The sequence below is a fragment of the Agromyces humi genome (assembly GCF_009720255.1).
Taxonomy (GTDB): Bacteria; Actinomycetota; Actinomycetes; order Actinomycetales; family Microbacteriaceae; genus Agromyces; species Agromyces humi.
In genome coordinates this window covers 22,777-46,887 of the sequence record NZ_WJSP02000003.1, presented here as the reverse complement: position 1 = coordinate 46,887, position 24,111 = coordinate 22,777, and the positions used below count along the sequence as shown (strand labels likewise).

General features: G+C 67.2%; 31 protein-coding genes. 28 read left to right on the top strand and 3 right to left on the bottom strand.

Going from position 1 to position 24,111, the window contains the following annotated elements:
• The 7 genes from GH736_RS00820 to GH736_RS00790 all read left to right on the top strand — a co-directional run.
• A partial coding sequence (locus tag GH736_RS00820; RefSeq protein WP_162529535.1) for a cysteine protease StiP family protein occupies positions 1 to 998 on the top strand: 998 nt, incomplete at its 5' end.
• Positions 999 to 1,084: 86 nt separating this feature from the next.
• Positions 1,085 to 1,813, top strand: a complete 729-nt coding sequence (locus GH736_RS00815) for a hypothetical protein (RefSeq protein ID WP_159599323.1) — start codon at positions 1,085 to 1,087, stop codon at positions 1,811 to 1,813.
• Between the two features lie 60 nt (positions 1,814 to 1,873).
• Positions 1,874 to 2,533 carry a TerD family protein gene (locus GH736_RS00810; RefSeq protein ID WP_159599321.1) on the top strand — a complete coding sequence of 220 codons (660 nt, stop codon included), beginning with the start codon at positions 1,874 to 1,876 and terminating at the stop codon, positions 2,531 to 2,533.
• Between the two features lie 99 nt (positions 2,534 to 2,632).
• On the top strand, positions 2,633 to 3,934 hold the full coding sequence (locus GH736_RS00805) for a WGR domain-containing protein (protein WP_159599319.1): 1,302 nt from the start codon (positions 2,633 to 2,635) through the stop codon (positions 3,932 to 3,934).
• Between the two features lie 60 nt (positions 3,935 to 3,994).
• Positions 3,995 to 4,381 (top strand): hypothetical protein, encoded by a 387-nt coding sequence (locus tag GH736_RS00800; protein WP_159599317.1) that lies wholly within the window; start codon positions 3,995 to 3,997, stop codon positions 4,379 to 4,381.
• 119 nt (positions 4,382 to 4,500) lie between these two features.
• Positions 4,501 to 4,974 (top strand): hypothetical protein, encoded by a 474-nt coding sequence (locus GH736_RS00795; protein ID WP_159599315.1) that lies wholly within the window; start codon positions 4,501 to 4,503, stop codon positions 4,972 to 4,974.
• Complete coding sequence (locus GH736_RS00790) at positions 4,971 to 5,537, top strand: 3'-5' exonuclease (RefSeq protein ID WP_159599313.1); 567 nt, start codon at positions 4,971 to 4,973, stop codon at positions 5,535 to 5,537. Before GH736_RS00795 ends, GH736_RS00790 begins: the two co-directional genes overlap by 4 nt.
• A gap of 68 nt (positions 5,538 to 5,605) precedes the next feature.
• Here the strand turns inward: GH736_RS00790 and GH736_RS00785 are convergent, their stop codons facing one another.
• Both GH736_RS00785 and GH736_RS00780 read right to left on the bottom strand, forming a co-directional pair.
• Entirely contained in the window at positions 5,606 to 6,043 is a 438-nt protein-coding gene (locus tag GH736_RS00785; RefSeq protein ID WP_159599311.1) for a hypothetical protein, read from the bottom strand.
• A gap of 98 nt (positions 6,044 to 6,141) precedes the next feature.
• Positions 6,142 to 6,480, bottom strand: coding sequence for a hypothetical protein (locus GH736_RS00780; RefSeq protein WP_159599309.1), 339 nt, complete (start codon positions 6,478 to 6,480; stop codon positions 6,142 to 6,144).
• A gap of 161 nt (positions 6,481 to 6,641) precedes the next feature.
• Between GH736_RS00780 and GH736_RS00775 the strand changes: the two genes are divergently transcribed.
• The 21 genes from GH736_RS00775 to GH736_RS00675 all read left to right on the top strand — a co-directional run bounded on the left by GH736_RS00775 (position 6,642) and on the right by GH736_RS00675 (position 22,757).
• Positions 6,642 to 7,418, top strand: a complete 777-nt coding sequence (locus GH736_RS00775; RefSeq protein WP_235933783.1) for a sigma-70 family RNA polymerase sigma factor — start codon at positions 6,642 to 6,644, stop codon at positions 7,416 to 7,418.
• A 59-nt stretch (positions 7,419 to 7,477) separates the two neighbouring features.
• Complete coding sequence (locus tag GH736_RS00770) at positions 7,478 to 7,984, top strand: DUF2510 domain-containing protein (RefSeq protein WP_159599305.1); 507 nt, start codon at positions 7,478 to 7,480, stop codon at positions 7,982 to 7,984.
• 113 nt (positions 7,985 to 8,097) lie between these two features.
• Positions 8,098 to 8,940: a flagellin N-terminal helical domain-containing protein gene (locus tag GH736_RS00765; protein ID WP_159599303.1), complete on the top strand. Its 843-nt coding sequence runs from the start codon at positions 8,098 to 8,100 to the stop codon at positions 8,938 to 8,940.
• 118 nt (positions 8,941 to 9,058) lie between these two features.
• Positions 9,059 to 10,453 carry a flagellar filament capping protein FliD gene (fliD, locus tag GH736_RS00760; protein ID WP_159599301.1) on the top strand — a complete coding sequence of 465 codons (1,395 nt, stop codon included), beginning with the start codon at positions 9,059 to 9,061 and terminating at the stop codon, positions 10,451 to 10,453.
• Positions 10,454 to 10,489: 36 nt separating this feature from the next.
• Positions 10,490 to 10,891 (top strand): flagellar export chaperone FliS, encoded by a 402-nt coding sequence (fliS, locus tag GH736_RS00755; protein WP_159599299.1) that lies wholly within the window; start codon positions 10,490 to 10,492, stop codon positions 10,889 to 10,891.
• Positions 10,884 to 11,174 carry a hypothetical protein gene (locus GH736_RS00750; RefSeq protein ID WP_159599297.1) on the top strand — a complete coding sequence of 97 codons (291 nt, stop codon included), beginning with the start codon at positions 10,884 to 10,886 and terminating at the stop codon, positions 11,172 to 11,174. The genes fliS and GH736_RS00750 overlap by 8 nt, the downstream gene beginning before the upstream one ends.
• Before the next feature lie 117 nt (positions 11,175 to 11,291).
• Positions 11,292 to 11,633: a flagellar basal body rod protein FlgB gene (locus tag GH736_RS00745; protein WP_159599295.1), complete on the top strand. Its 342-nt coding sequence runs from the start codon at positions 11,292 to 11,294 to the stop codon at positions 11,631 to 11,633.
• The gene (locus tag GH736_RS00740; protein WP_159599293.1) at positions 11,633 to 12,022 is read left to right on the top strand and encodes a flagellar basal body rod protein FlgC; all 390 of its coding nucleotides are present in this window, start codon (positions 11,633 to 11,635) and stop codon (positions 12,020 to 12,022) included. Before GH736_RS00745 ends, GH736_RS00740 begins: the two co-directional genes overlap by 1 nt.
• Positions 12,023 to 12,027: 5 nt before the next feature.
• Entirely contained in the window at positions 12,028 to 12,333 is a 306-nt protein-coding gene (gene fliE / locus GH736_RS00735; RefSeq protein ID WP_159599291.1) for a flagellar hook-basal body complex protein FliE, read from the top strand.
• Positions 12,333 to 13,892, top strand: coding sequence for a flagellar basal-body MS-ring/collar protein FliF (fliF, locus tag GH736_RS00730; protein ID WP_159599289.1), 1,560 nt, complete (start codon positions 12,333 to 12,335; stop codon positions 13,890 to 13,892). Before fliE ends, fliF begins: the two co-directional genes overlap by 1 nt.
• A complete protein-coding gene (gene fliG / locus GH736_RS00725) occupies positions 13,889 to 14,911 on the top strand; it encodes a flagellar motor switch protein FliG (protein ID WP_235933782.1) in 1,023 nt (340 codons plus the stop codon). The genes fliF and fliG overlap by 4 nt, the downstream gene beginning before the upstream one ends.
• 43 nt (positions 14,912 to 14,954) lie before the next feature.
• Complete coding sequence (locus GH736_RS00720; RefSeq protein WP_159599287.1) at positions 14,955 to 15,497, top strand: FliH/SctL family protein; 543 nt, start codon at positions 14,955 to 14,957, stop codon at positions 15,495 to 15,497.
• The gene (locus tag GH736_RS00715) at positions 15,494 to 16,804 is read left to right on the top strand and encodes a FliI/YscN family ATPase (RefSeq protein WP_159599285.1); all 1,311 of its coding nucleotides are present in this window, start codon (positions 15,494 to 15,496) and stop codon (positions 16,802 to 16,804) included. Before GH736_RS00720 ends, GH736_RS00715 begins: the two co-directional genes overlap by 4 nt.
• A complete protein-coding gene (locus GH736_RS00710; RefSeq protein ID WP_159599283.1) occupies positions 16,801 to 17,232 on the top strand; it encodes a flagellar export protein FliJ in 432 nt (143 codons plus the stop codon). Before GH736_RS00715 ends, GH736_RS00710 begins: the two co-directional genes overlap by 4 nt.
• Positions 17,229 to 17,894, top strand: coding sequence for a C40 family peptidase (locus GH736_RS00705; protein WP_159599281.1), 666 nt, complete (start codon positions 17,229 to 17,231; stop codon positions 17,892 to 17,894). Before GH736_RS00710 ends, GH736_RS00705 begins: the two co-directional genes overlap by 4 nt.
• Positions 17,891 to 19,066 carry a flagellar hook-length control protein FliK gene (locus tag GH736_RS00700; RefSeq protein WP_159599279.1) on the top strand — a complete coding sequence of 392 codons (1,176 nt, stop codon included), beginning with the start codon at positions 17,891 to 17,893 and terminating at the stop codon, positions 19,064 to 19,066. The genes GH736_RS00705 and GH736_RS00700 overlap by 4 nt, the downstream gene beginning before the upstream one ends.
• A gap of 14 nt (positions 19,067 to 19,080) precedes the next feature.
• Positions 19,081 to 19,494, top strand: coding sequence for a flagellar hook capping FlgD N-terminal domain-containing protein (locus GH736_RS00695; RefSeq protein WP_159599277.1), 414 nt, complete (start codon positions 19,081 to 19,083; stop codon positions 19,492 to 19,494).
• Between the two features lie 21 nt (positions 19,495 to 19,515).
• Positions 19,516 to 20,676: a flagellar hook protein FlgE gene (locus tag GH736_RS00690; RefSeq protein ID WP_159599275.1), complete on the top strand. Its 1,161-nt coding sequence runs from the start codon at positions 19,516 to 19,518 to the stop codon at positions 20,674 to 20,676.
• Between the two features lie 150 nt (positions 20,677 to 20,826).
• On the top strand, positions 20,827 to 21,102 hold the full coding sequence (locus tag GH736_RS00685; RefSeq protein ID WP_159599273.1) for a flagellar FlbD family protein: 276 nt from the start codon (positions 20,827 to 20,829) through the stop codon (positions 21,100 to 21,102).
• Positions 21,102 to 21,866 (top strand): motility protein A, encoded by a 765-nt coding sequence (locus tag GH736_RS00680; protein WP_159599271.1) that lies wholly within the window; start codon positions 21,102 to 21,104, stop codon positions 21,864 to 21,866. Before GH736_RS00685 ends, GH736_RS00680 begins: the two co-directional genes overlap by 1 nt.
• Positions 21,867 to 21,872: 6 nt before the next feature.
• Positions 21,873 to 22,757, top strand: a complete 885-nt coding sequence (locus GH736_RS00675; protein ID WP_159599269.1) for an OmpA/MotB family protein — start codon at positions 21,873 to 21,875, stop codon at positions 22,755 to 22,757.
• Between the two features lie 13 nt (positions 22,758 to 22,770).
• Here the strand turns inward: GH736_RS00675 and GH736_RS00670 are convergent, their stop codons facing one another.
• The gene (locus tag GH736_RS00670; protein WP_159599267.1) at positions 22,771 to 23,970 is read right to left on the bottom strand and encodes a DUF3238 domain-containing protein; all 1,200 of its coding nucleotides are present in this window, start codon (positions 23,968 to 23,970) and stop codon (positions 22,771 to 22,773) included.
• Positions 23,971 to 24,111: the final 141 nt, after the last annotated feature.

Below are 24,111 nucleotides of genomic sequence, written 5' to 3'. Positions count from 1 at the left end.
CCGAGGCGCTGCCGATCGAGTACCAGCCCACCCCGGCATACCAAGACCTGTTCCGTCATTCGCTGACCGAGCACCGCCGACAGGTTGCTCTCCACGTCGCCACCGCCGCGGAGCGCATCTGGACCGCCCGCGCTGGGAATCCCGTCCTCGTCTCCCTCGCCCGCGCCGGCACACCCGTCGGAGTCCTCATCCGCCGGTACATCGCCCGCACCTACGGCGCCGACGTCCCCCACTACGCCGTCTCGATCGTCCGCGGCAAAGGCATCGATTCGAACGCCCTCAGCTACATCGCCGCCCACCACAACGCCGCCGACGCCGTCTTCGTCGACGGGTGGACCGGCAAAGGTGCGATCTCGCGCGAGCTCGCCGTCGCGGTCATCGACCACAACGCCCACACCGGCGACCGGTTCTCCTCAGACCTCGCAGTGCTCGCCGACCCCGGCCGGTGCGCCGCGATCTCAGGCACCCGCGACGACTACCTGATCCCTTCAGCAGCGCTGAACTCCACCGTCTCCGGGCTGGTGTCCCGCACAGTGCTCCGCGACGACCTCATCGGCCCCGGAGACTTCCACGGCGCCAAGTTCTACCGCGACCTCGCTGTGGCGGACGTCACCATGACGTTCATCGACGAGGTCTCCGCCGAGTTCGACGATGCGCTCGTCACGGCAGCCCGCGAAGCCGCTGCCCAGCCCGCCGAGGCGGCGGATTGGGGCGGCTGGGACGCCGTCGAGCGCATCTCCGACGAGTACGGCATCGGCAGCGTCAACCTGGTCAAGCCCGGCGTCGGCGAGACCACCCGGGTGCTGCTCCGTCGTGTCCCCTGGAAGGTGCTCGTCCGCGCCGGCGCCACCGCCGAAGTCGCGCACATCCGGCTCCTCGCCGAGGACCGCGGCGTCCCCGTCGAAGAGGTCGCAGACTTGCCCTTCACCGCGATCGGTCTGATCCACCCGAAGTTCACCCGCGGCGCCACCGGCTTCGACGGGAAGGCAGCCGCGTGACCGGGGCCTTCTTCGCCGACCTGGACGGCACGACGATCTTCTCCGCGCGCCACTACGACGACCAGCCCGACGGGTTCACCGGCTCCGTGGTCGTGGAAACGTTCCGAGACAAGCCTGCGTCGTTCATGACATGGAACGCGGTCCTCGCATTGCAGGATTTCTCCAGCCGGGTCGCATTCGTCCCCACGACCACCCGCGACTTCGTGCAGTACGAACGGGTGAGGATCCCCGGCGTGACCCCGGAGTACGCGATCGTCGCGAACGGCGGACAGATCATCGTCGACGGAGTGAAGGACGAAGCGTGGACCGCTCAGGTGGCCGAGCAGATCCGAGACCTGGCAGCGCCAGCGGAGGTGTTCGACCGGGTGAGCCGCTTCGCTCACGGCAGCCCGTGGCTTCGCACCGTTAAGCTCACCGCAGGGCTGTTCGTCTGCGTCGCGCCCGAAACCGGCTACACCCCACCAGAGGAGTTCATCTCAACCGTTCGCGCGTTCGCCGCGGGTGCCGGATATCAGGTGTCGGTCCAAGGCCGCGGGAAGGTGTACCTGATCCCGAACGGAGTGACGAAAGAGGCGGCAGCTGCGGAGGTTGCGAGGCGGCTCGGTGTGACCGTCACCGCAGCCTCAGGTGACTCTGCCACAGACGTCGGGCTGATGAAGTGGGCGGACATAGCGATCCGCCCAGCGCACGGCGAACTCGCTGAACACGGCGGTTCAGGGCTCGCCGTGACGGCACGCTCCGGAGCCGTGGCGGGCGAGGACATCCTCGCGTATGTCGACTCGCAGATCACATGGCATCGGGAGGCTGCAGCCTAGCCGCGCATGTCCTACCTGGCACCGCATCTGTGGCGCCCACCCCGACACGAAAGGACCTCCATGGGTCTGTTCAACCGCAACACCGCAGCCCCGGCTGCCACCGCGCCGCCGGCGCCTGCCAGGCTCGACCTCGGCAAGCAGTCTGGGAAGATCAGCCTCGAGAAGGGCGCCCGCGTCACGATCGAGAAGTCCCCGCTGGTGACCGCCACGGTGTCGTGGTCGTCGAACACCGATTACGACATCTACGCCCTCGTCGAGCTTCGTGACGGGTCCGTCCAGACCGTCGCAACCTTCGGCTCGGAGGCGGACCGCCACCCGAAGCAGTCGATCCACAACGGCGCCGTCCGCCACCTCGGCGACGTCGGCCGCGGGGCGAAGGGCGTCGCGCAGGAGACCATCGAGATCCGGATGACGGACGAGATCGCCGCCGTGTACCCGGTCGCGTACTCCGCCCAGTCGAACGGGACCGGGTCGTTCCGGAAGTACAAGGTCGGTCTCGCCCTGTCGAACGGTGCCGGCTCCGAGGTGACGATCGATGCGAAGAACGCGAACGCCAACGACACCATCTACTCCGTCGCGATCGGCGTGATCCGCAATACCTCCGACGGCATCCAGGTCGAGTCCCTCGAGCTGTACTCCAAGCCCGGATCCGAGCTCCGCCCCGCGCTCGTCGGCGGGTCGCTCGTCATGGACCAGGGCGCACGCAACCTGTACAAGTAGTGCCGGCAGAGGGCCCGTCGTGAACGATGCGGCGGGCCCTCCGTTGCGCTCAGAAATCGTCCGCTTCCCGCGCATGTCTGTGCCATGAGAGAAGAGACGATGTTGGTGCTGGTCGACACGGTCGCGAACAGCAATAAGTTCTACCGCGTGGTGCTCGACGGCACGACAGGCCGGGTCGAGAAGGAGTACGGCAGGGTCGGTGCTGCAGGCACGAAGCTGTCCGACATGTCCGGCCGCGCCGGGTACGAGTCGATCATCCGCCAGAAGATGCGGAAGGGCTACCAGAAGGTCCAGATCGCCGACGAGCCCGCCGTGACCACGAACCGCAGCGCGAACACCGCGATCACCGACCTGGCGAAGACCGGGCTGACGAAGGGGAAGGCTCGCACCGACACCCGCGTCGCCGACCTGATCGAGCGGATCTGCAAGGTGAACGCGCACGACGTGGCGACGATCTCCGGAGGCCGGATCACCGTTGACCTGTCAGGTCGGGTCCGCACCCCGCTCGGTCTAGTGACGATGTCGTCGATCAGCGAGGCGGAGCGGGTGCTCGACCGGTTCACCGCCGAGCAGGACGCCCACCGGCGCCGCCGCGAGCTCGAGCGGTACCTCACCCTCGTCCCGCAGAACGTCGGCCGGACCGCAGGGTGGGATGCGAAGTTCGCCCGTGCGGACGAGCTCGGCCGTCAGCGGGACTTCCTGAAGCAGCTGCGCGACTCCGTGTCGTTCTTCGACGCGCAGGTGAAAGCTGCCGAGGCGGCTGCGCTCGACAGCGTGAACGAGGATGACATCGCCGCGCTGTTCAAGTACCGCATCCGCGCGGTCGCGGACGGCGGAGACGTGTTCAAGCGGATCAGCGAGAAGTTCGAGTCGACGAAGAACACGAACCACGACGCGTCACGTCTGAAGGTCAAGCACGTGTTCGAGCTCATCGACCCGGTCGGCGCCAAGGAGTACAAGGCGATCGCCGACGAGATCCGCAACGAGCAGCAGCTGTGGCACGGCACCCGTGCAGCGAACCTCCTGTCGATCCTGCAGAAGGGTCTGTTCATCCCGCCTCGCTCCGGGTCGGGGATCCAGATCGCGGGACGGATGTTCGGTGATGGGCTCTACCTGTCGTCACAGTCGTCGAAGTCGGCAATGTACTCGACGGGATACTGGACCGCTGGCCGACGGGAGACGAACTGCTTCATGCTTCTCGCGGACGTGGCCATGGGGTCCGAGTACCGGCCTGCCTCCCACTCCGACTGGCCCAAGGCGCACTCGAGCAAAAACCAGTTCGGGAAGCCGTGGAACTCGATCAACGTCAAGGCAGGCACCGCCGGCGTCCGCAACCACGAGGCGATCGTCTGGGACACCCGCCAGGTGAAGGTGCGCTACCTCGTCGAACTGGACGCGTGACCCACTACGGCCGCCGTGGCCAATCGTCGCGGCGGCCGTGGTTCCGCGCATGAACAGGGCATGACCTCTCCCACCCCCGTATCACCGTCGATCGACCTCCACCGCAAGGTGCAGCTGAAGGAGGAGGTGAACGCCGGTGTCGCTGAGGTTCAGCGGCTGGAGACGCTCCGCCTGTTCGGGTGGTGGCGTTCGTACGGCATCCTCCTGTCCGCCGCGGTCTTCGCGGTCGCTCTCGCGCTCGTCTTCGGGCTGCTGAACTTCGTGCTGATCTCGGTCCCGTCTGCGCTGGTCGCCGGCGTGCTGCTGACCCTCGGTCTCCTCGAGTACTCGGCGTTCACGGCGCTGCCCGCACGCATCAAGGAGCTCGGCGACACGATCCTCGCCAAGCGGGAGGCGTACAACGCCCTCCGCACCCCGGAGATGCCGGTCGAGGTGACCGCCGCGTGACCTCATTCGCACCTCCGCTGCCCGCCGCCGCGCCAGCACGTGACGCCCGCGAAGCCGTGGCGACGTGGGAGGCGTTCGTCGACTACAGCCGGCTCCGCTGGAACATCTGGCTGACTGCTGTGACGTTCACCGGTGCGATCGCATGGGCGCTGATCTCTGACGACGCAACGTTGAACCCACTGCTGCTCGCAGCCGTTTTCGGTGCGTGCGCTGCGCTGTCGAGCGCCTCTGGTCGACTGTCGACGGTCTTCGAGGCGAAGGGCGGGAACCAGCTCGCAGTGACTGCCCGTACGTGGCGTCACCGGTTGGCTCCCGAGCAGCGGGACGCCATCCGGGACGACGTCCGCCGCGGGTACGAGAGCACGCTGCGGAACCGCACGGTCCTGCAGGTGCTGATCACCGCCGCCGCGTGGAACGCCGCCCTGGCTCTCGTTCCTGCCGGCATCACCGTGTGGGCCGCCATGAACGACCGGCTCAACGGTGGCATCTGGATGACGGACATCGTCTTCGGTGCTGTGTTCGCGTACCGGGTCGGAACCCACCTGATGACAAAGGCCTTCATCGACCGTCCCGAAGAGGCGCCGGCCCTGTGAGCCTGTCCTTCGTCGCGATCGACTTCGAGACCGCGAACTCAGCCCGCGGGTCGGTCTGCCAGATCGGCGTGACGAAGGTCGTCGACGGTGAGGTGGTGAAGACGTCCAGCGTCTTCGTCACCCCTCCGGTCGGCCGGGCGTACTTCGCCCCGGCGAACGTGGCAGTGCACGGGATCACCGCGTCCGACGTGGTCGGTGCTCCGGAGTGGCCGGAGGTGCTGCGTCGCCTGGTGAAGTTCAGCCGCGACGGCGAACTGCCGCTGGTCGCGCACAACGCGTCGTTCGAGCGTTCCTGCATCGACCAGGCGTCCGCGGCTGTGAAGGTGGACGTCCCACCGTTCCGGTACTTCTGCACCCTGCAGCAGGCGCGACGGACGTTCCGGAACGCACCCAGCCACAAGCTGGACAAGGTCGCCCGGATGCTGGACCTCCCGACGTTCAAGCACCATGACGCCGGCGAAGACGCACTCGTCGGCGCGAAGGTCGCGCTCGGTCTCGCCCGACGCGAGCAGGTCGATTCGCTGGATCGGCTGCAGGGCGGGTGGCTTCGCCCGAAACGGTGAGCATCGGAAACAGCGACGGCCCGCATCCTGCATCGCAGGGGCGGGCCGTTTCGCGTTGCAGCGGTAGGTCACTCACCGTCGCCGGCGGCTCCGCCCTTCCGCAGGTACATCTGGTGGATCAGCTGAGCGCGACGGCCCGGGTCGGAGATCGTGAGGATCTTCTCGCGGATGTTCGTCTCGCGGACCTGCACGGTCACGGTGTTGTCCAGGAGGAACGAGACCCCGTCGACCTTCACCGCGGTGAGGCCGAACACGGAGCCGAGCGCCTCGAGCTTCCCTCCGACCGGGGTTCCGCTGACGCTGAAGGTGATGTCGTCGCCGACGTGCTCCTCGGTGATCTCGTTCGCGGCGATGTCGACGAGGCCGGGCTCCGGCGCCGCCTCCCGGGTCGTGTGCTGCTGGATCGGGCCGGTCGTCGGCGTCAGGAGCGCCGACGCGGCGGTCGGCCGTTCCGTGCGTGCCTGCTGGCGGGCGAAGTTGGACAACGAGGGAACTTGGGTACGCATGGAGCCTCCGCGGGGGTGAGTGGACGCCTCACCCATGCGCGGAAAACCTGCCGGCGACGTGCTGATGGCGCGGTGAAGACGGACCGCGCGGACAAGGCTCAGCATGAACCCGGGACGCACGCATGCCCGGCGTACCGGATTGCATGTCGAAGGTCGGCCAGTTCGGCTCTGAGACCGGCCAGCTGAAGCTCGAGCGGTGATGCGTACCCCGGCGCGGTGAACCGGTCCTTGCCGGCGTCGGTGAGCGCCACCCGGCACCCATCGTCCGTCGGTGCTTCCAGGACGGTGACCACCCCGCCGCGTTCCAGCGAAGCGATCGTCCTTCTATGCCTGAGCGGCAGCACCCACGAGGACTCCCCTGTCCTCGCCCGTGCCACCAACGCTTCGACCACGAGTTCCTCTGCAGAACTCAACGCCCCCGCTTCGATGTCGCTCATGCCTGTTGGGCATGCGGCGGATGCCGTTCGCCGCATGTCCCCCGAATGCCTGCGGCCAGGCGCTCCACGCGGGGGAAACGGCGGCAGGGTGCCGCACGCGGCGCATTGGCAAGTCATCAGTAAGGTCCAGCAAGCTCTTGAATCGCCAGGAACGCAATCGGATGGTCGTTGAGAACCTTCCGCTCGTCGGCTACCTCGTCAACCGAGTGATGGTCGGCGCCACCCACCTGTCCAGGGAAGACCTCGCGCAAGCAGGTTCCCTCGCGCTCATCCAAGCCGCCGACTCGTTCGACTCCGGCCGGGGCATCCCGTTCGGGTCGTTCGCCCGTGAACGCATCATCGGCGGGATCCGCGATGAGATGCGAGCGTTCGACTGGGCGAAACGGTCCACCCGGAAGCAGATCAAGGACACCACCGAGGTCGCTGAAGGCCTCGCCGCGCAGCTCGGACGCCGCCCCACCGTCGACGAGGTCGCCGGTGCGCTCGGCGTCACACGCGACAAGGCCCGCGAAGGCCTCGACCTGGCATCCCGCACGGTCACAACCCTCGACGCAACCTTCTCCGAGCAGTTGGCCGCTGACATCTCCCTGCCGGGTACCGACCTTCTCGTCGCAGAACGCCTCCAGTACCTCGACGCCGCCGTCACCTCCCTGCCCGAGCGGATGCGGTACATCATCGAGACCATCTACCTCGAGGGCCGAACCGTCGGTGAGGTCGCCGCTGAGCTCGGTGTCACCCATTCCGCCGTGTCACAGCAGAAGACCGAGGCGCTCCGCCTCCTCCGCGAAGGGTTCGACACCCACTACGGCGACGGTGACCGGCCCGCACCGCCGGCATGGGAGTCGCGGCCGGCGTCTCCTCGCAGGAACCAGTACCTCGCCCGGTTCGCTGAGAAGGTCGACGGGCTCACCCCAACTGGGGTGGCGTCCACCGCCTGATCTTCCCCCACCGGCCGCGCATGGCTCATAGGATCAGCGCGACAACCGGAAAGGCGCGGATGGACGACACAGGCGTGGCCCCTGCAGGCTGGTACCCCGACACCGAGCAGGAAGGGTTGCGCTGGTGGGACGGCAGCCAGTGGACCGAGCATCGAACACCGCTCCCGGCCGCGCCGGCGGCTCAGCCGCCTGGTGGTCACATCGCGCCGCCGTTGCCGGCGAAGAAGCCGCTGTCCTTCTTCGCGAAGTTCATGATCGCGACCCCGTTCATCGTCATCGCGATCATCGCGTTCCAAGCATGGAACGGGCAGCGCGCGAACGACCCGGACCGGAACAACAACGAGTTCGCCGCGATCCTCGCCTGCGAAGACGCGGTGAAGCAGAACCTGAAAGCCCCGGCGACCGCGGACTTCGAGTCCAGCGCCCGAGGTCGCAGCCCTTGGATCGTCACCGGGTACGTCGACGCCGATAACGCCTTCGGCGCGCTCGTCCGATCTCAGTACACGTGCGAAGTGAAGATCTCCGGCGGGACAGCGCACACCACCATCACCAGCCTCATCGGGTAACCCGCAACACGATTTCTTCCTCGACCTAACGATCCGGCAGCCACTGCCGAGGGTGTATCTCGAACGGCCCATGGACGGGCCGACATCCCGACCGATCAAGGAAGAAACACACCATGGGTACCCAGATCAACACCAACGTGGCCGCGCTGAACGCGCACCGCAACCTCAACAGCACGCAGAACGCCCTGTCGAAGTCGCTCGAGAAGCTCTCGTCCGGCCTCCGCATCAACCGCGCCGCGGACGACGCCGCCGGCCTCGCGATCTCGGAGGGCCTGCGTTCGCAGATCTCCGGCATCAAGGTCGCCCAGCGCAACGCGCAGGACGGCATCTCGGTCATCCAGACCGCGGAAGGTGCCCTCACCGAGGTGCACAACATCCTCCACCGCATGCGTGACCTCGCGGTGCAGGGTGGTAACGACTCGAACAACACCGACTCGCGTGCCGCGATCACGAAGGAAGCCGACGACCTGTCGCTCGAGCTCGCCCGTGTGGTCGGAGGCGCGAACTTCAACGGCATCCAGCTGCTCGACGGCACCGCCGGCGCCGCTGGCGTGGTCACCTTCCAGGTCGGCGCGGGTGACACCGCGAACGACAGCATCGACGTCACGCTCGCGGACGCCGGGGCAGACCTCGGTGGCCTCGACGCTGCCGGTGTCTTCGACGTGACCGACAACGCAGCCGCGAAGGGTTCGATCACTGCGATCGACACCGCGATCACCGCGATCTCGACGAGCCGCGCCACGCTCGGTGCGGCCCAGAACCGCTTCGAGTCGACGATCAACTCGCTGGCCGTCGCCGGTGAGAACCTGGCCGCCGCCGAGTCGCGCATCCGCGACACGGACATGGCCTCGGAGATGGTCGCCTTCACCCGGGCCAACATCCTCAGCCAGGCCGGCACGGCGATGCTCGCGCAGGCCAACCAGGCCAACCAGGGCGTGCTGAAGCTGCTCGGCTAGGCCGAAGCAGCCAGCTGAGAGCCTGGCGGACGATCGCGGACGGAACTGGACCTCCATCCCGTGAAGCCGCCAGGCTCTCGCTCTTCCCGGCACCAAAACACATCGAGAGAAGGAACTCGTGGGCATCTCACTCCCCGGACTCGCATCCGGGCTCAACAGCGCTGACCTGATCGCACAGTTGATGCAGGTGGAGGCAGCCCCACAGACCCTCCTCAAGAACAAGGTCGCCAAGGCGCAGTCTTCGGTCACAGATCTTCAGGCTCTCAACACGAAGATCGCCGCGTTCGTAGAGTCAGCGAAGAACATCGGCAAGCCAGGAGCGATCCGCGCGTTCTCAGCGAAGGCGTCCGACGATTCGGTGACTGTGAAGGCCGGTTCCACCGCTCAGGCTTCTGAACTCGACGTCGAGGTCACCAAGCTCGCGAAGACCCACACGATCGTCACCGGCGCCATCAGTGCGTGGCCGGTCGTTCCCGCCACCATGACGTTCGTCGACTCGGCGGGCGAGAAGATCTCGGTTACCGCCGCCTCAAGCTCGATCGACGACATTGTCAGGGCAGTCAACAATCACGACCTCGGTGTGAAGGCTACGAAGATCGCGTCCGGCGCCGATGCGTCCGGGAATCCGTTGTACCGGATCCAGTTCACCGCCACCAAGCCCGGAGAGGAAGCTGCGTTCGAGGCCTACCAAGGGTCTGCCGCTGACGTCGATGCCGGCACGGCGACGAACCTCCTGAGCGGTGCGGGCTCTGCCCTCATCAGCCAGGGCTCGGACGCCGAGCTCACATTGTTCGCCGGAACCACCGCTGAGCAGATCGTCACGAGCAGCTCGAACACCTTCGCCGACGTGCTACCTGGCGTCGAGATCACGGTTTCCAAACTGACGAGCGCACCGGTCACCGTCAGCGTCGCGGACGACGCGAAAGCAAGCGCCGACATCGTGAAGAAGTTCGTAGACGACGCCGCGTCGATCTTCGCCCTTATCGCCGCGAAATCCGCGGTGAAGACCACAACCGGTTCCGACGGCAAGAGCTCCGCCACCGGGGGCAACTTCACTGGTGACTCCACGGTGCGAACAGCACGCCAGGCCCTCGCATCTGCAATCCAAGCACCGGTCGACGGCATCAGCCCCTCCACCATCGGGATCAGCTTCGACAAGGACGGCGTCCTGAAGTTCGACGCGGAGAAGTTCGCCGCGGCAATCACCGAGAATCCCGACAAGGTGCAGACCCTGTTCGCCGCCGTCGCAGACCGTGTACAGACGACCTCGAAGGGGATCTCCGACAAGTACGACGGGTCGCTCACCTCCAAGATCAAGGGCGAAGAGTCCACGATCAAGGACCTCGGCCAGCAGATCGAGAAGTGGGACACCCGTCTCGCCACACGACAGGCGAACCTCGAACGTCAGTACTCCGCGCTCGAGGTAGCGATGTCGAAGCTGAACTCCCAGTCAACGTACCTCGCCGGGCAACTGGCGAACCTGCCGAAGTACTCGTCCGGCGACGACGACTAGCCCCACCCGCACCACAACCGCAAGGAAGCTCCTGAATTGAACCCCGCCAATCGTGTCAATGAGTACCAGCGCAACGCCGTGCTGTCCGCCTCCCCCACGCAGCTGTTGACGATGCTGTACGACCGCCTCCTCCTCGACCTGGAGCGCGCGCGGATCGCGCAAGAAGCCGCGGACTGGGCTGAGGCGTCGAAGCAGTTGATCCACGCGCAGGACATCGTCTTCGAGCTGCAGTCAACACTGAACGTTGACGCCTGGTCGGGCGGCCCCGCCTTGTACGCCCTCTACGACTACGTGTACCGGGCGCTGGTGAACGCGAACACTTCCCGTGACGTGAAGCGCACCGAGGAAGCGATCAGCCTGCTCGAGCCGATCCGTCAGTCGTGGCATCAGGCGCTCGAGTCGATGCCGGCCGCTCACACCGGCGGCCACGGTGCCTGAACCGGCCGACTGGGCCAGCCTGCTCGATCAGATGGAAGCGGACTACGAGTTCGCGTCCGCCGGCCGCACCGAGCTCATCCAGCCGCTGTGGCAGGCACCCGAGCATCTCGGACCGATCCCCGACGAACTCCGTGCCCGCGCGGAACGTCTCCTCTCGATGCAGCAGAAGCTCCACGCCGAACTCGCCAAGCGTCGCGGCTCCGTCGCCCGCGAGCTCCGAGGGATCAAGGCTGTCCCGAAGGGCAGCAGCGACCAGCCGGTGTACCTCGACATCGCAGGCTGACCCACACCGCCTCTAACATCCCCGGCGCACGCTGCCGACAGTGTTCTTCGAGCACGGATCGCTCACTGTTCATGGCCAGGGATAGGCCACCACCTGCCGGGAAGTTTGAGGCTCCACGTGTTCGACTCCGTGTCCGCGGTCGCGCTTGAAAGCGCGTTGGATGGGCTCGCCGCCCGGCAGCGTGCGATCGCCGACAACATCGCCAACGTGAACACCCCGGATTACCACTCGAAGCGGGTGCAGTTCGAGGATGCGCTTGCGGAGTCGATCTCCGCCGGTGACGGCCGCGCGGTCGCGACGACGAAGGAGTCGCTCGAGCCGACGAAGCTGAACGGCAACAACGTGAACCTCGACACGGAGACCCTGTCGAACATCGACACGGTCCTCCGGTTCCAGTTCGCTTCGCAGGCGATCGATGGGAAGTTCTCCGCGGTCCGAACCGCCCTGAGGAGCAGCTGATGACGTTCGACGCGATCGGGATCGCCGGGACCGCGTTGACGGTGCACCGGAAGTGGTTGGACGCGGTCAGCGACAACCTCGCGAACATCAACACCGCCGCCCCGACCGACGGTGCGGCGTTCCAGGCGCGGTACATCGAAGCGACCGCCGGTGACGGCGGCGGCGTGTACGTCGCCGCGACCCGGTTCGGTGATGCGGAAGGCCGCCTCGCGTACGACCCGGACAACCCCCTCGCTGACGAGGAAGGGTACGTGCGGATGCCGGACATCGACATGTCCACCCAGATGACCTCGCTGATCATGGCGCAGCGCGGATATGAAGCCAACGCCGCTGTCGTGGACCGCGCGAAGACCACCTACGAGGCAGCCTTGCAGATCGGACGCAACTGACCCCCATGACCATCGACGCCATCACCTCCATCTCCCAGGTCGCCGGCACCGGCTACCTTGCCCAGGTCGACCAGCCCGCCGCGGTGACCGGCACCGGGTTCGAGAACGCCCTCACCGGTGCGATCGACAACGCCCAGGCCCTGCAGGGTGAATCGTCGACCCTGGCGATGCAGGCGATCACCGGCGACCTGAACGACATTCACGCCGCCACGATCGCGTCGACCCGCGCCGCGGTCACCCTCGAACTGGTCGCCGCGGTACGCAACAAGGGTGTCGACGCGTTCAACGAGATCCTCCGGATGCAGGCCTGATGCCCCGCCAGATCACCTCCATGTTCGGCCGGCTGAAGTCCACGGTCGGCGGGTTCACCACCGCGCAGAAGGCTCTCGCGGTCATCGGCGTCGCCGTCGTCACCCTCGGGATCGTCGCCTTCGCGACGTTCGCGACCAAGCCGACCCTCACCCCGCTGTTCACCGGCCTTGCCGGGGAGGACGCCTCCGCGATCGTGGAGCAGCTGCAGGCTGACGGGGTCCAGTACGAGCTCGCAGACGGCGGCGCGACCATCATGGTCCCGCAGGACGTCGTGTACGAGCAGCGGCTGAAGGCCGCATCGGAAGGCCTGCCGGCGTCGGAGACCGGCGGGTACGCCCTCCTCGACAAGATGGGTGTCACCTCCTCTGAGTTCCAGCAGTCCGTCACGTACAAGCGGGCTCTCGAAGGTGAGCTGGAGAAGACGATCTCCGCGATGGACGGCGTCCAAGCCGCCCGGGTGCAGATCGCCATCCCCGAGGAGACGGTGTTCGCGAAGCAGAAGGAAGACCCGACCGCGTCGGTGTTCATCCGCACGAAAGCCGGGATCACTCTCACCTCCGACCAGGTGAACTCCATCGCCCACCTCACGTCCGCTTCCATCGAGGGGATGGACGTCGCCGGGGTGTCTGTCATCGACTCCTCCGGTGCTGTTCTGTCCACTCAGGCTGACGGTTCCGGCGCCGCTGACAAGGTCGCCGCCGACTTCGAGGACCGGACCCGCGCGAGCGTCCAGCAGATGCTGGACCGGATCGTCGGGCCGGGCAACTCAACCGTCGCGGTCGCCGCGACCGTGTCGAAGGACACGTCGCAGGTCACCTCCGAGACGTTCACCGCCACGGATGACGTCCCGCCGCTGTCGGAATCCACCGAGACGGAGGAGTACACCGGCGGTGCAGGGAACGCCACCGGCGTCCTCGGCCCGGACAACATCGCAGTGCCGAACGGCGAGCAGGACGCCGGCACGTACAACTCCGAGAAGACGGTCCGGAACAACTCCGTGAACAAGGAGACAGAGGTCCGGAACGTCCCGGCCGGTCAGGTGGCACGGCAGACAGTGTCCGTCGCCGTCAACGAGGAATCCCTCGACGGTGTCACCCGCGCCACCCTCGAGGCGATCGTCGCCGCAGCCGCCGGCATCGACGAGGACCGCGGCGACGAGGTCGCGGTCGAGCTGGTGCAGTTCAACGGTGACGCCGCCCAGGAGGCGCAGGACGCGCTCTCCGACGCGGACGAAGCGGAACGGAACGAGCAGCTGTCCGACATCATCCGCACGTCGATCATCGCAGCGGCTGTCGCGATCATTGCCGTCCTCGGGATGATCCTCCTCTTCCGTCGCGGCCGGTCCCGCCGTGAACCGCTCGACCCGGCAGAGCTGGACTTGTTCCCCGCACCGGAGCCCGCCCCGGTCGCCGTGGAGGAGCCCATCCTCGACGAGCTCGACATCCCGCAAGCCCCGCCCCAGGTGGACATCGCCAGGGCGTCCCTCGCCCGCCTGGCAACGTCTGACCCGCAGAAGATGGCCGCGCACCTCCGCGCGATCATGGAGGACACCAAGTGACGACCCTGACGAAGGACTCCCTCACCGGCATCCAGACGACCGCGATCGTCCTGATGAACCTGGACTCCGACACCGCCGCTGAGGTGCTCCGCCAGTTCTCTGAGGACGAGGCGCAGGAGATCGCGTCGGAGATCGTGAAGATGCGGAAGGTCGACGCGGACATCGTCGAGCAAGCCCTCCTCGACTACCACGAGATGGTCGTCGAAGGCCGTGTCGGTTCCCGGGGCGGCCGCGACTTCGCTGAGGACCTGCTGACCGCGTCGTTCGGTGCCGAGAAGGCTGCCGGGCTCATGGGGAAGGTGAACTCCTCCATGGCCGGCCGGTCGTTCGAGTTCCTCGACGCCGCCGACGCCGCACAGGTCGCCGCGCTCCTCGAGGGTGAGATGCCGGTGTCGATCGCCACGGTGATGGTGCACCTCCGCCCGGTGCACGCGTCGAACATCCTCTCCCAGCTGAAGGCGTCCTCCCGCACCGATGTCGCCGAGGCGATCGCGAAGATGTCCGCAGCCACCCCGGAAGCGGTGTCGCTCCTCGCGACGTCGTTGAAGTCCCGAGCAGCCGCGGTCGTCAGTCCCCGCTCCTCCGCTGAGGTCGCCGGCGGCATCCAGCCGCTCGTCGACATCATCAACCGCGCCCCGGTGGACACCGAGAAGGCCGTCCTCGACGGGCTGGAAGCCCGGAACCCGGAGCTTGCGGAGGAAATCCGCTCCCGCCTGCTCACCTTCGCCGACATCGTCCGCCTTGAAGCCCGCGACGTGCAGCTGGTGCTCCGCGGCATCGAAATCGCCGTCCTCGCCGTCGCGATGAAGGGCTCCCCGGAACCGGTGCAGGAGAAGATCCGCTCGAACCTGTCGGAGCGCAACCGCGACCTCCTCGGCGACGAACTGAACACCCTCGGGCAGGTCCGCGCCTCCCAGGTGGAGGAAGCCCGCGCAGAGGTGGTCCGTGCGATCCGCTCCCTCGAGCAGGAGGGGCAGATCACCGTGCACCGCGCCGAGGAGGACGTGTTCGTTGACTGACGCGCGGTCGTTGGAGATCCCGGACGTCCGCGCGGACCGCGGGATGCCCGGCCTGTCCGGGCGGAAGGACGGATTCGCCGCCGGGTACGCCGACGGCGCCCGCGCCGCCGAGCAGGACAACGCCGCGCTCCGCACCGCTCTGCAAGCCGAGCATGACGCCGCGGAGAAGCACCGCGACGCCCGGGTGAACGCCGCCCTGGACGTCCTCGCCGTAGCCGCAGCAGCTCTCGACGCCCGCGCCGCCGCGGAAGCAGCCACCGCCACGGAATCCGCCACGTACGTCGCGCTCGAGGTCGCCCGCCACATCATCGACGCGGAACTCTCCGACACCGCCCACGCCGCCCACGCCGCGCTCACCCGTGCGTTGCAGCACCCGACCGGGGAACTCTCCAAGACCGTCCGGCTCCACCCCGACGACATCACCGTCCTCAGCGACATCACACTCCCCGAAGGTGTCACGCTCGCACCAGGCGCCGGCCTAAACCGCGGCGACTCCACCGTCGACCTTGACGGCGGATACCTCGACGCCACCATCACCGCCGCATACGAACGCGCCGCCGACGCACTCCGCGGAGGCGCCCGATGACCATCCTCCTCACCGACCGGCTTGACGCGGTCGCCGCAGCAGCCGCACCGGAACGAGTCGGCACCGTCTCCGCCGCGGTCGGCCTGTCCGTCGACGTCACCGGCACCGGCGCCGCCGTCGGTGACCTCCTCACCGTCGACCACGGCCCCGAACTCGAAGTCGTCGCCGTCCAAGCCGGCACCGCCCGCTGCATGCCCGTCTCCACCGCCGGGCACCTCCGCGTAGGGATGCGCGTCCGCCCGCTCCGCAGCGGCGCCACCATCCCCACCGGCCGGCACCTGTTCGGACGGGTGCTCGACGGGCTCGGCCGCCCCATCGACGGGAAGGGGCCGCTCACCGCACCACGGTACGTGTCCCCCGCGAACTCCTCACCGAACGCGATGACCCGAGCCAGGATCACCGCACCGGTGCAGACCGGCGTCCGCGTCCTCGACACCCTCACCACCCTCGGCCGCGGACAACGCATCGGCCTGTTCGCCGGATCCGGTGTCGGCAAGTCCAGCCTCCTCTCCATGATCGCCCGCGGCACCGACGCGGAAGTGTCCGTCATCGCCCTCATCGGCGAACGCGGCCGCGAAGTCCGCGAGTTCCTCGAAGACGACCTCGGCGAAGAAGGCCTCGCCCGCTCCGTCGTCATCGTCGCCACCAGCGACGAACCAGCCCTCATGCGACTCCGCGCAGCGTTCACCGCCACGAGGATCGCCGAGTCATTCCGCGACGACAACGCCGACGTCGTCCTCATGATGGACTCCCTCACCCGTGTCGCGATGGCGCAACGAGAGATCGGCCTGTCCGTCGGAGAACCACCCGCCACCCGCGGGTACCCGCCGTCGACGTTCTCCACCCTCGCCCGCCTCCTCGAACGCGCAGGCACCGCCGAGACCGGCTCCGTCACCGGGATCTACACCGTCCTCGTCGACGGTGACGACCACAACGAACCGATCGCCGACGCCGCCCGATCCATCCTCGACGGGCACGTCGTCCTGGACCGCCGCCTCGCCGTCGCCGGTCACTTCCCAGCCATCGACCCGCTCGCGTCGATCAGCCGTGTCGCGTCGAAGGTCACCACCGCCGAACAGCGGCAGCACGCCACCACCCTCCGCCAGCACCTCGCCGCGAAACAAGGCGTCCAAGACCTCATCGACGTCGGCGCGTACCGGGAAGGCGCGAACCGGCTCGTCGACCAGGCGATCGCCCACGACGCGCAGATCACCGCGTTCCTCCGTCAGTCCATGGACGAGCAAGCCCCGTACGACACCTCTTGGGCGCAGATCGCCCGCCTGACCACCGACCTCGGAGGTGCATGATGGGTTCCCGCTGGCCGCTCGACGGTCTGCTCCGATTCCGACGGCTCGAGCAGGACCAAGCCGAAGCCGACCTCGCCGAAGCAAACCACCGGCTCCGCTCCTCAGAGCATGCGGTGAACCGGGCCCGGAACAACCTCGCCGGCTACGGCGACTCCGCCGTCACTGTCGAACAGCTCCGCGCGATCGCCGCCGCACGCTCCACCGGCGCTGCCATGGTGCAAGAGCTCAACGCCGTCGTGAAACTCGACGAAGCCGACGCCCGAGCCAAAGCGTTCGAAGCTGAACGAGCCCGCCGGGCGACGAAGAGCCTCGACAAGCTCCACGACCGCCACCTCGAGGCGGAGCACGCCGCGGACCTCCGCGACGAACAAGCCGCCATCGACGAGATCGCCGCACGGAACGCCGGCGCCCGGAAGGGAAACCGGTGAGCTACACCGACGCGCTCTCACGGATCGATGAGATCCGCACCACCCTCGGTTTCGAACCCGCCACCACACCCAAGAGCCAGGAGGTGTCCGCGACCACCGCCGCTGAGTTCGACGCCACCCTCACCGCATCCGCGCCGACCGGCGTCAGCGGTGAGGACATCGTCGCCGAAGCCAAGAAGTACCTCGGCGTCCCCTACGTCCTCGGCGGAGAAGACTCCACCGGCATGGACTGCTCCGGGCTTGTCCAGACCGTCCTGAACAGCCTCGGGATCGACTCCCCCAGACTCGTCAGGGACCAGCAGAACATCGGCACCGAAGTCGGCTCTCTCGCCGACGCGAAACCAGGCGACCTGATCGTCACCCACAACGCCGACCACATCGTCATCTACGCCGGCGACGGCATGGTCGTCCACGCCCCTTACGAAGGGCGGACCGTGTCGTACCAGAAGAACTGGCTCACCGACGCCGACATCCAGACCATCCGCCGGGTCGTCCCGGACGCCCCAGCACCGTCGACGGCGTCCACCGTAACCTCCGCGCAGAACGCACAGCTCGAAGCACTCCAGAAGCTCATCGCAGGCTCCACCACAACCGGCAGCAGCAACTCCCTCATCGACCTGATCGGCGCGTCCCAACTGACCGCCTTCGGAAGGACCTCATGAACGTGGCCGTCATCCCAGGGCTCATCCCCACCAGCACACCCGCCGGCGCGGGCGCCCCGACCGTCGGGCAGCCCGGCCTGTTCGCAGAGATGTTCGGCGCCCTCACCGGCCAGCCGGGGTTGTTCGCGGCGCCAGCGCCAGCAGAGGACGCACCCGCCGACAACGAGCCGGGGCCCGAAGACGTCAACGGCGGCGAACCGCAGACGCTTGACCTCACCGCGCAGGTCTTCACCATCGCCGACCCGGCACCGGTCGCAACCCCACAACCCATCCCAGGTGCAGTACCAGCCGACGCAACCCCCACCGCGGCCGTCGCCGACCCACAGCAGACCACAACCAACCCAGCACCCAAGGAGAACGGGGCGATCGAAGCCGCCACAGCAGCAACTCCCACCACCCCGCCCACGACCACTGCCGGTCCTGCCCGGCGCATCCCAGCCACCACCGAACCTACCCACGCCACATCCGGCGCACCAGCACCCGAACAGCGGCCCTCAGCGACACACCGGCCAGTCACCGAACCCGCGGCCGCCAGCACCCCAACACCCACCCAGCAGCCCCAACAACCGGCCGCGGAAATCACCCCCGGCGCACCAGCCGCCGCCACGACCAACACCCCGAACACCGACACGGAAGCACCCGCCGCACCCACCGCACCCCAAAGCGCAGCGCCGGCCGTCACCACCGCAACCACAACCGCACCACCCACACCGCCGGCCACGACACCGCCCGCCACCACCACCAGCGGCACACTGCACGCCCAACTCACCGAACCCGTACGAAACCTCGCCCGGCAAGGAGACGGCACCCACACCGTCACCATGCAGGTCACCCCTGAGAAGCTCGGGCCGGTCACGGTGAAGGCGCACATCGACGGGGAGCACATTCGCATCGAACTCCTCACCCCAAGCTCGGACGGCAGAGACGCGGTGAAGCAGATCATCGGCGACCTCCGGCGCGACCTCGCCGCTGCCGGGATGAACGCTGACGTGCAGCTGGGCGGCCGCAGCGTCACAGACCAGCCAGGGCACGGGTTCCGGGAACAGCAGGCCGGCGGCCGCGACCAGGGCCCTGCTAACCGAGAGCCTGCAGGCGGCCGACAGTCTCAGGAGAGCCGCGACCGGGAACGCCCGGCGCACCGCCCGACCACCACCCTCGACATCCTCGCCTAAGGAGCTCCACCGGAATGACCGTCGAAGCTGTCAGCTCCACCGGCGCGAGCATGTACTCGACCCCGCAGACCAGGGCGCCCAAGCAGGAGATGGATGGGGAGATGTTCCTGCAACTGCTGATCACGCAGATGCAGTACCAGGACCCGACCAGCCCGATGGACACCAGCCAGATGATGGCGCAGACCGCGCAACTCGCGTCCATGGAGCAGCTGACGAACATGTCCAAGCTCAGCGAAGAGTCGTTCGCGCTCAACATGCGAAGCTCTGCCAGCGCCCTGATCGGCCGTGAGGTCACCTACAAGGACAAGAACGGCGACGAGGTCACCGGGATTGCCTCGTCCGTCTCCTTCACCGGATCCGTACCCACCGTCACCGTCGGTGACACCGAGATCTCCCTCGACGCCATCTCCGGCATCAAGGGCTCCTGACCGAACCACCGAAAGGCACCCATGCTTCGCGCACTCTTCTCCGGAGTCTCCGGCCTCCGCTCGCACCAGACGATGATCGACGTCGTCGGCAACAACATCGCCAACGTCAACACCCCCGGATTCAAGGGTTCCCAGGCGCAGTTCCAGGACACCCTGTCGCAGATCCTCCGAGGCGGCGGCGCCGGCACCCCGGAGATCGGCGGCACCAACCCGGCGCAGGTCGGTCTCGGCGTCCAGGTGGCCGGTATCTCCACGAACTTCGCTCAGGGCTCCGCGAAGGCGACAGGCCGGCCCACCGACCTCATGATCTCCGGCGACGGGGTCTTCACCGTCCGCTCCGGAGAGCAGACCCTGTACACCCGGGCCGGAGCGTTCGAGTTCGACCCGCTAGGCCGTCTCGTCAGCCCATCCGGTGACCTCGTGCAGGGTTGGATCGGCACGAACGGGGTGATCAACCCGGGCGGGCCGATGCAGGACATCACCCTTCCGCTGAAGGCGATCTCCCCGGCGCGAGCCACCACCGCTGCAACCTTCGGCGGGAACCTGCCCGACGACGCCGCGGTCGGTGACACCCTGATCCGCGACCTCGACGTCTTCGACGCCGCCGGCAACAAGACCACCCTCTCGATCACGTTCACCCGGAACGCCACAGGGTGGGACGTCTCGGAAGGGGGGACGAGCGCCGGCACGCTCACCTACGCGTCGGGAGCGCTCACCTCCGCCGGCAACCTCACCATCGGCGGCCTCCCGATCGACTTCACCACCACCACAGGGTTCGCGAAGCTCACCACCGTCGGCGTCACCGGCCAGGACGGCCGCGCCGTCGGTTCGCTCGACTCGTACGCCATCTCCCCCGACGGCACCATCGTCGGCACCTTCTCCAACGGTGCGAACGAACCGCTCGCCCGGATCGCCATGGCCACCTTCATCAACCCCGGCGGTCTGATGAAGGCTGGCGGGTCCACCTACGAAGCCACCGCGAACTCCGGCGCCGTCCAGTACGGCACCGCCGGATCCGCCGGGTACGGGAAGCTCGCATCCGGGTACCTCGAGATGTCGAACGTCGACCTGTCCCAGGAGTTCGCCGACCTCATCGTCGCCCAGCGCGGCTTCCAGGCGAACGCCCGCATCATCACCACCGGCGACCAGATCCTCGAAGAGGTCACGAACCTCAAGCGGTAAGGCTCGACCCGCTCAGCAGGCAATTCTGGCCGGCATCGGATAGGTGCCGGCCAGAGCCGTCCCCACCCCGCGCAGCCTAACGAAACGGCTCTCACAGCCGATGGTGCAGTCAGGCGCACCCGCGTCACCACCCTCTAGGAGAGCCTGTACATGATCGTCGTCACGCGCTTGAACGGGACGACGTTCGCAGTCAACCCGGACTTGATCGAACGAGTCCAAGAAGCCCCGGACACGACCCTGTTCATGGTCGACGGGTCCACCTACAACGTCCGAGAGCACGTCGCCGACGTCATCGAGCTCATCCAAGGCCACCGCGCCCGAGTGCTCGCCGCGGCGTTCCAGATGCGGGACGCCGACCCGTCCGTCGCCACGCTCCTCCGACTCGACCCGATCGTGCCTCCTGGTACTGACAGGAAGGCACGCTGATGGATGTCGCACTGATCGTCGGGATCCTCCTCGCGTTCGGGTCCGTGTTCGCCATGATCACCATGGAGGGCGCGCACGTCGAATCGCTTCTCCTGGCCCCGCCGATGATCCTCGTGTTCGGCGCCACCATCGCCGTCGGGTTCGCCTCGGGACGACTGAAGGATGCACTCCGCGCGTTCGGGTCGATCCCCAGGGCTCTCATCGGCCGCAGCCAGAAGCCGCAGGACATCATCGACCAGCTCGTCGGCGTCGCCGATAAGGCCCGCCGGGAGGGCCTGCTCTCCCTCGAGGAAGACGCGAACAAGACCGACGACGAGTTCCTGAAGAACGCACTGCAGAACATCGCCGACGGCACCGACTCCGACGAGCTCCGCGAACTCCTCGACGCCGACATCCACTCCAGGGTCGCCGACATGAAGCTCTCCGCGAAGTTCTTCAAGACCCTCGGCGGGTACGCACCGACCATCGGCATCATCGGTACCGTCGTATCCCTCACCCACGTGCTCGAGAACCTCGACTCCCCCGAAACCCTCGGCCCGTCGATCGCCACCGCGTTCGTCGCCACCCTCTGGGGTCTCGTGTCCGCGAACTTCATCTGGCTCCCCCTCGGTGACCGCCTCGGCCGGCTCGCGCAGGTCGAGGAGGAGAACAAGATCCTCGCCCTCGAAGGTGTCCTCGCCATCCAGAACGGCATCCAGTCCCGCCTGCTCGGTGAACGTCTCCGCGCGATGGTGCCGGACCACTTGCTCACCAAGGAGAAGTAGCCCGGCATGGCCACGCGGAAGCGCCGCGGCAGCGGAAGCATCGAACATCACGTCGATGAGCGATGGATGGCGTCCTACATGGACATGGTCACCGTCCTGATGTGCCTGTTCATCGTGCTCTTCGCGATGTCCTCCCCCAGCGCTGAGAAGTACGAGAAGTTGAAGGAGTCCCTCGCCACCGGCTTCGGTGTGGAGTCATCCGACACCATCGACACCGCTGACGGCGTCATCGTCCCGCCAGACCTCGTCGACGAAGAAGGCGAGCTCATCACCGACGTCGACCTCGCAATCCGCGAGATCGAGTCCCTCGAAGCGATCCGCGACCAGATCGACGCGTCGCTCGCCGGGAAGGGCCTCGCCGGCGCCGTCAACTACACCATCGACCAGCGTGGCCTCACCGTCCGCCTCGTCGGCGCAGAGACGTTCTTCCAAGGCAACAGCACCGACCTCTCCACGAAAGCGATCGACGTCCTCTCCTCCATCGGCGGCGTCATCGCCCCCATCCCGCACGAGGTGTCCGTCGAAGGGCACGCCGACCCGCACGGATCCCCCGCGCCGTTCCCGACCGACTGGGAGCTCTCCTCCGGCCGCGCCACCCAGGTCGTACGGTTCTTCGTCGAACGCACCGGGGTCGCGCAGACCCGCACCGGCGCAGTCGGCTTCGGATCCGCGCGGCCGATCACCTCCGACGCCTCACCAGCCGGCCAGCAGATGAACCGCCGCGTCGACGTCGTTATCCTCTCCGACGAACCCGAATCGGTCCGCGCGCTCATCCCCGGCCTCGTCAACGCCGACCGGCAAGCTGCCAGCGACGCGTCACACAAGGCGGCTGAGAAGGAAGCCGAGGGCGGCAAGAAGAGCGAGCCGAAGAAGGAGTCGGGCGGGCACTAAGCCAGTGTCTGATTCAAGGGTCGACGTGCAGGTGGACAGTCGACGACACGTGCCGATTGGCGTCTCCTACGAGATTCATGGCCGACGCACCCGTGCGCGGGACCTCGGTGAATACCTCCTTCGGCTTCTGATCGTCGGCTTGCACGTACATCTCGTAGGCGGGAAACTCGTCTACTTTTCCGGTGAAGGTGAACTCTGCCCCACGCCCATCCGCGCTCATGGCGAGCCTCACGTCTCCGCTCCAGTCAATGTCCCCCACCGCTCGCGAGGCGCGGACGAGCGGGTTGCTTGATGCAGCACTCGCAGCGATGTTGAATGTCCGCGCGTCGGAGCTGATTTTCGGGTCCTCGAACTTCATGCGGTCGGTTCTCCCCTTCGCTCTCGCCTCCTCGGTCCCGTCCTCGCAGTCGATTTCGATGGTCTCGTTGCACCAGTGTTTCTGAGTAAGGGCCTGGGTTACGACGTCGATTTCCGCTTCGCTGTGGAGTCGAGTGGAAGCGTTTCTGTCCGAGTCGAACGTCCTCTGGTCGGTACGGAAACAGTCACCCCAGACTGTGGATGGGATCATCGTCTTCCCGGCATGCTCGCCCGAGCCGGGGATCGTCTTGGTGACTCCCGGCACATCACGCGGAATGAATGCGTTCACCCAGAAGAGGACCTTCCGTATGCCCGGTTTCCCGCGCAACAACCACTGGGAAGTCTCGGTGAAATCACCGAGGGTGGTTTGCTCAGTGCCTTCCGCCACCCATTCGTCGAGGTTCGAAGGAGGGTCAGGCAGGAAGTGCGTGACGCTGCCCAGGCTCCCATGCGGCGAGTATTCGTCCTCCATTTGGCTTTGGCCCGATCGCCCGATTCTGCGGGCTGTTGAATCTGGAAGGCTGACGTTGAAACTGAAGACAGTGCCGCGGCTCGAGCCGTGCAAGGCATTGAGCTCGACCACAATCTCGACCTCAGCCTTCGCGGACGCCCGCCCTTTGCCGGTCCAGATTCCGGCGTAAGCGGTGTGCGTCCACGCGACTTTGGTATCGGCAGTTCCAACCCATTTGCGTCGTCCAGGCCGTCGAGAATATTCGTCCTCCTGGACCGCGACCATGTCGAGGTTCGTGCAGTCGACGACTTCCTCGACACCCTGAGCGACGTTCGTGACCCGGGTCTCCCCGGTCCATCTGCCCACCCGCAGCCATGCTTCCGGCGTTCCAAGGTCTGCTGACATGACACCCCTCCCCCGGGGTCAACTTGGCGCCCCGCCCCGTCGAGCCGGATGTCTGCGAGCCCACGCTCGCACCGACGATCGACTGGTCAGCGCCGTTGGGCAACACCTTAGTGCGGACCGGCTGACGCCGACCAGAGGCCG

Excerpts from the sequence above, each read along its gene's own strand:
- GH736_RS00810 (WP_159599321.1), top strand. The coding sequence starts at position 1,874 with ATGGGTCTGTTCAACCGCAACACCGCAGCCCCGGCTGCCACCGCGCCG.
- GH736_RS00805 (WP_159599319.1), top strand. The coding sequence starts at position 2,633 with ATGTTGGTGCTGGTCGACACGGTCGCGAACAGCAATAAGTTCTACCGC.
- GH736_RS00800 (WP_159599317.1), top strand. The coding sequence starts at position 3,995 with ATGACCTCTCCCACCCCCGTATCACCGTCGATCGACCTCCACCGCAAG.
- GH736_RS00785 (WP_159599311.1), bottom strand. The coding sequence starts at position 6,043 with ATGCGTACCCAAGTTCCCTCGTTGTCCAACTTCGCCCGCCAGCAGGCA.
- GH736_RS00780 (WP_159599309.1), bottom strand. The coding sequence starts at position 6,480 with ATGAGCGACATCGAAGCGGGGGCGTTGAGTTCTGCAGAGGAACTCGTG.
- GH736_RS00775 (WP_235933783.1), top strand. The coding sequence starts at position 6,642 with ATGGTCGTTGAGAACCTTCCGCTCGTCGGCTACCTCGTCAACCGAGTG.
- GH736_RS00770 (WP_159599305.1), top strand. The coding sequence starts at position 7,478 with ATGGACGACACAGGCGTGGCCCCTGCAGGCTGGTACCCCGACACCGAG.
- GH736_RS00765 (WP_159599303.1), top strand. The coding sequence starts at position 8,098 with ATGGGTACCCAGATCAACACCAACGTGGCCGCGCTGAACGCGCACCGC.
- GH736_RS00740 (WP_159599293.1), top strand. The coding sequence starts at position 11,633 with ATGACGTTCGACGCGATCGGGATCGCCGGGACCGCGTTGACGGTGCAC.
- fliE (WP_159599291.1), top strand. The coding sequence starts at position 12,028 with ATGACCATCGACGCCATCACCTCCATCTCCCAGGTCGCCGGCACCGGC.
- fliF (WP_159599289.1), top strand. The coding sequence starts at position 12,333 with ATGCCCCGCCAGATCACCTCCATGTTCGGCCGGCTGAAGTCCACGGTC.
- GH736_RS00720 (WP_159599287.1), top strand. The coding sequence starts at position 14,955 with ATGCCCGGCCTGTCCGGGCGGAAGGACGGATTCGCCGCCGGGTACGCC.
- GH736_RS00715 (WP_159599285.1), top strand. The coding sequence starts at position 15,494 with ATGACCATCCTCCTCACCGACCGGCTTGACGCGGTCGCCGCAGCAGCC.
- GH736_RS00710 (WP_159599283.1), top strand. The coding sequence starts at position 16,801 with ATGATGGGTTCCCGCTGGCCGCTCGACGGTCTGCTCCGATTCCGACGG.
- GH736_RS00700 (WP_159599279.1), top strand. The coding sequence starts at position 17,891 with ATGAACGTGGCCGTCATCCCAGGGCTCATCCCCACCAGCACACCCGCC.
- GH736_RS00695 (WP_159599277.1), top strand. The coding sequence starts at position 19,081 with ATGACCGTCGAAGCTGTCAGCTCCACCGGCGCGAGCATGTACTCGACC.
- GH736_RS00690 (WP_159599275.1), top strand. The coding sequence starts at position 19,516 with ATGCTTCGCGCACTCTTCTCCGGAGTCTCCGGCCTCCGCTCGCACCAG.
- GH736_RS00685 (WP_159599273.1), top strand. The coding sequence starts at position 20,827 with ATGATCGTCGTCACGCGCTTGAACGGGACGACGTTCGCAGTCAACCCG.
- GH736_RS00680 (WP_159599271.1), top strand. The coding sequence starts at position 21,102 with ATGGATGTCGCACTGATCGTCGGGATCCTCCTCGCGTTCGGGTCCGTG.
- GH736_RS00675 (WP_159599269.1), top strand. The coding sequence starts at position 21,873 with ATGGCCACGCGGAAGCGCCGCGGCAGCGGAAGCATCGAACATCACGTC.
- GH736_RS00670 (WP_159599267.1), bottom strand. The coding sequence starts at position 23,970 with ATGTCAGCAGACCTTGGAACGCCGGAAGCATGGCTGCGGGTGGGCAGA.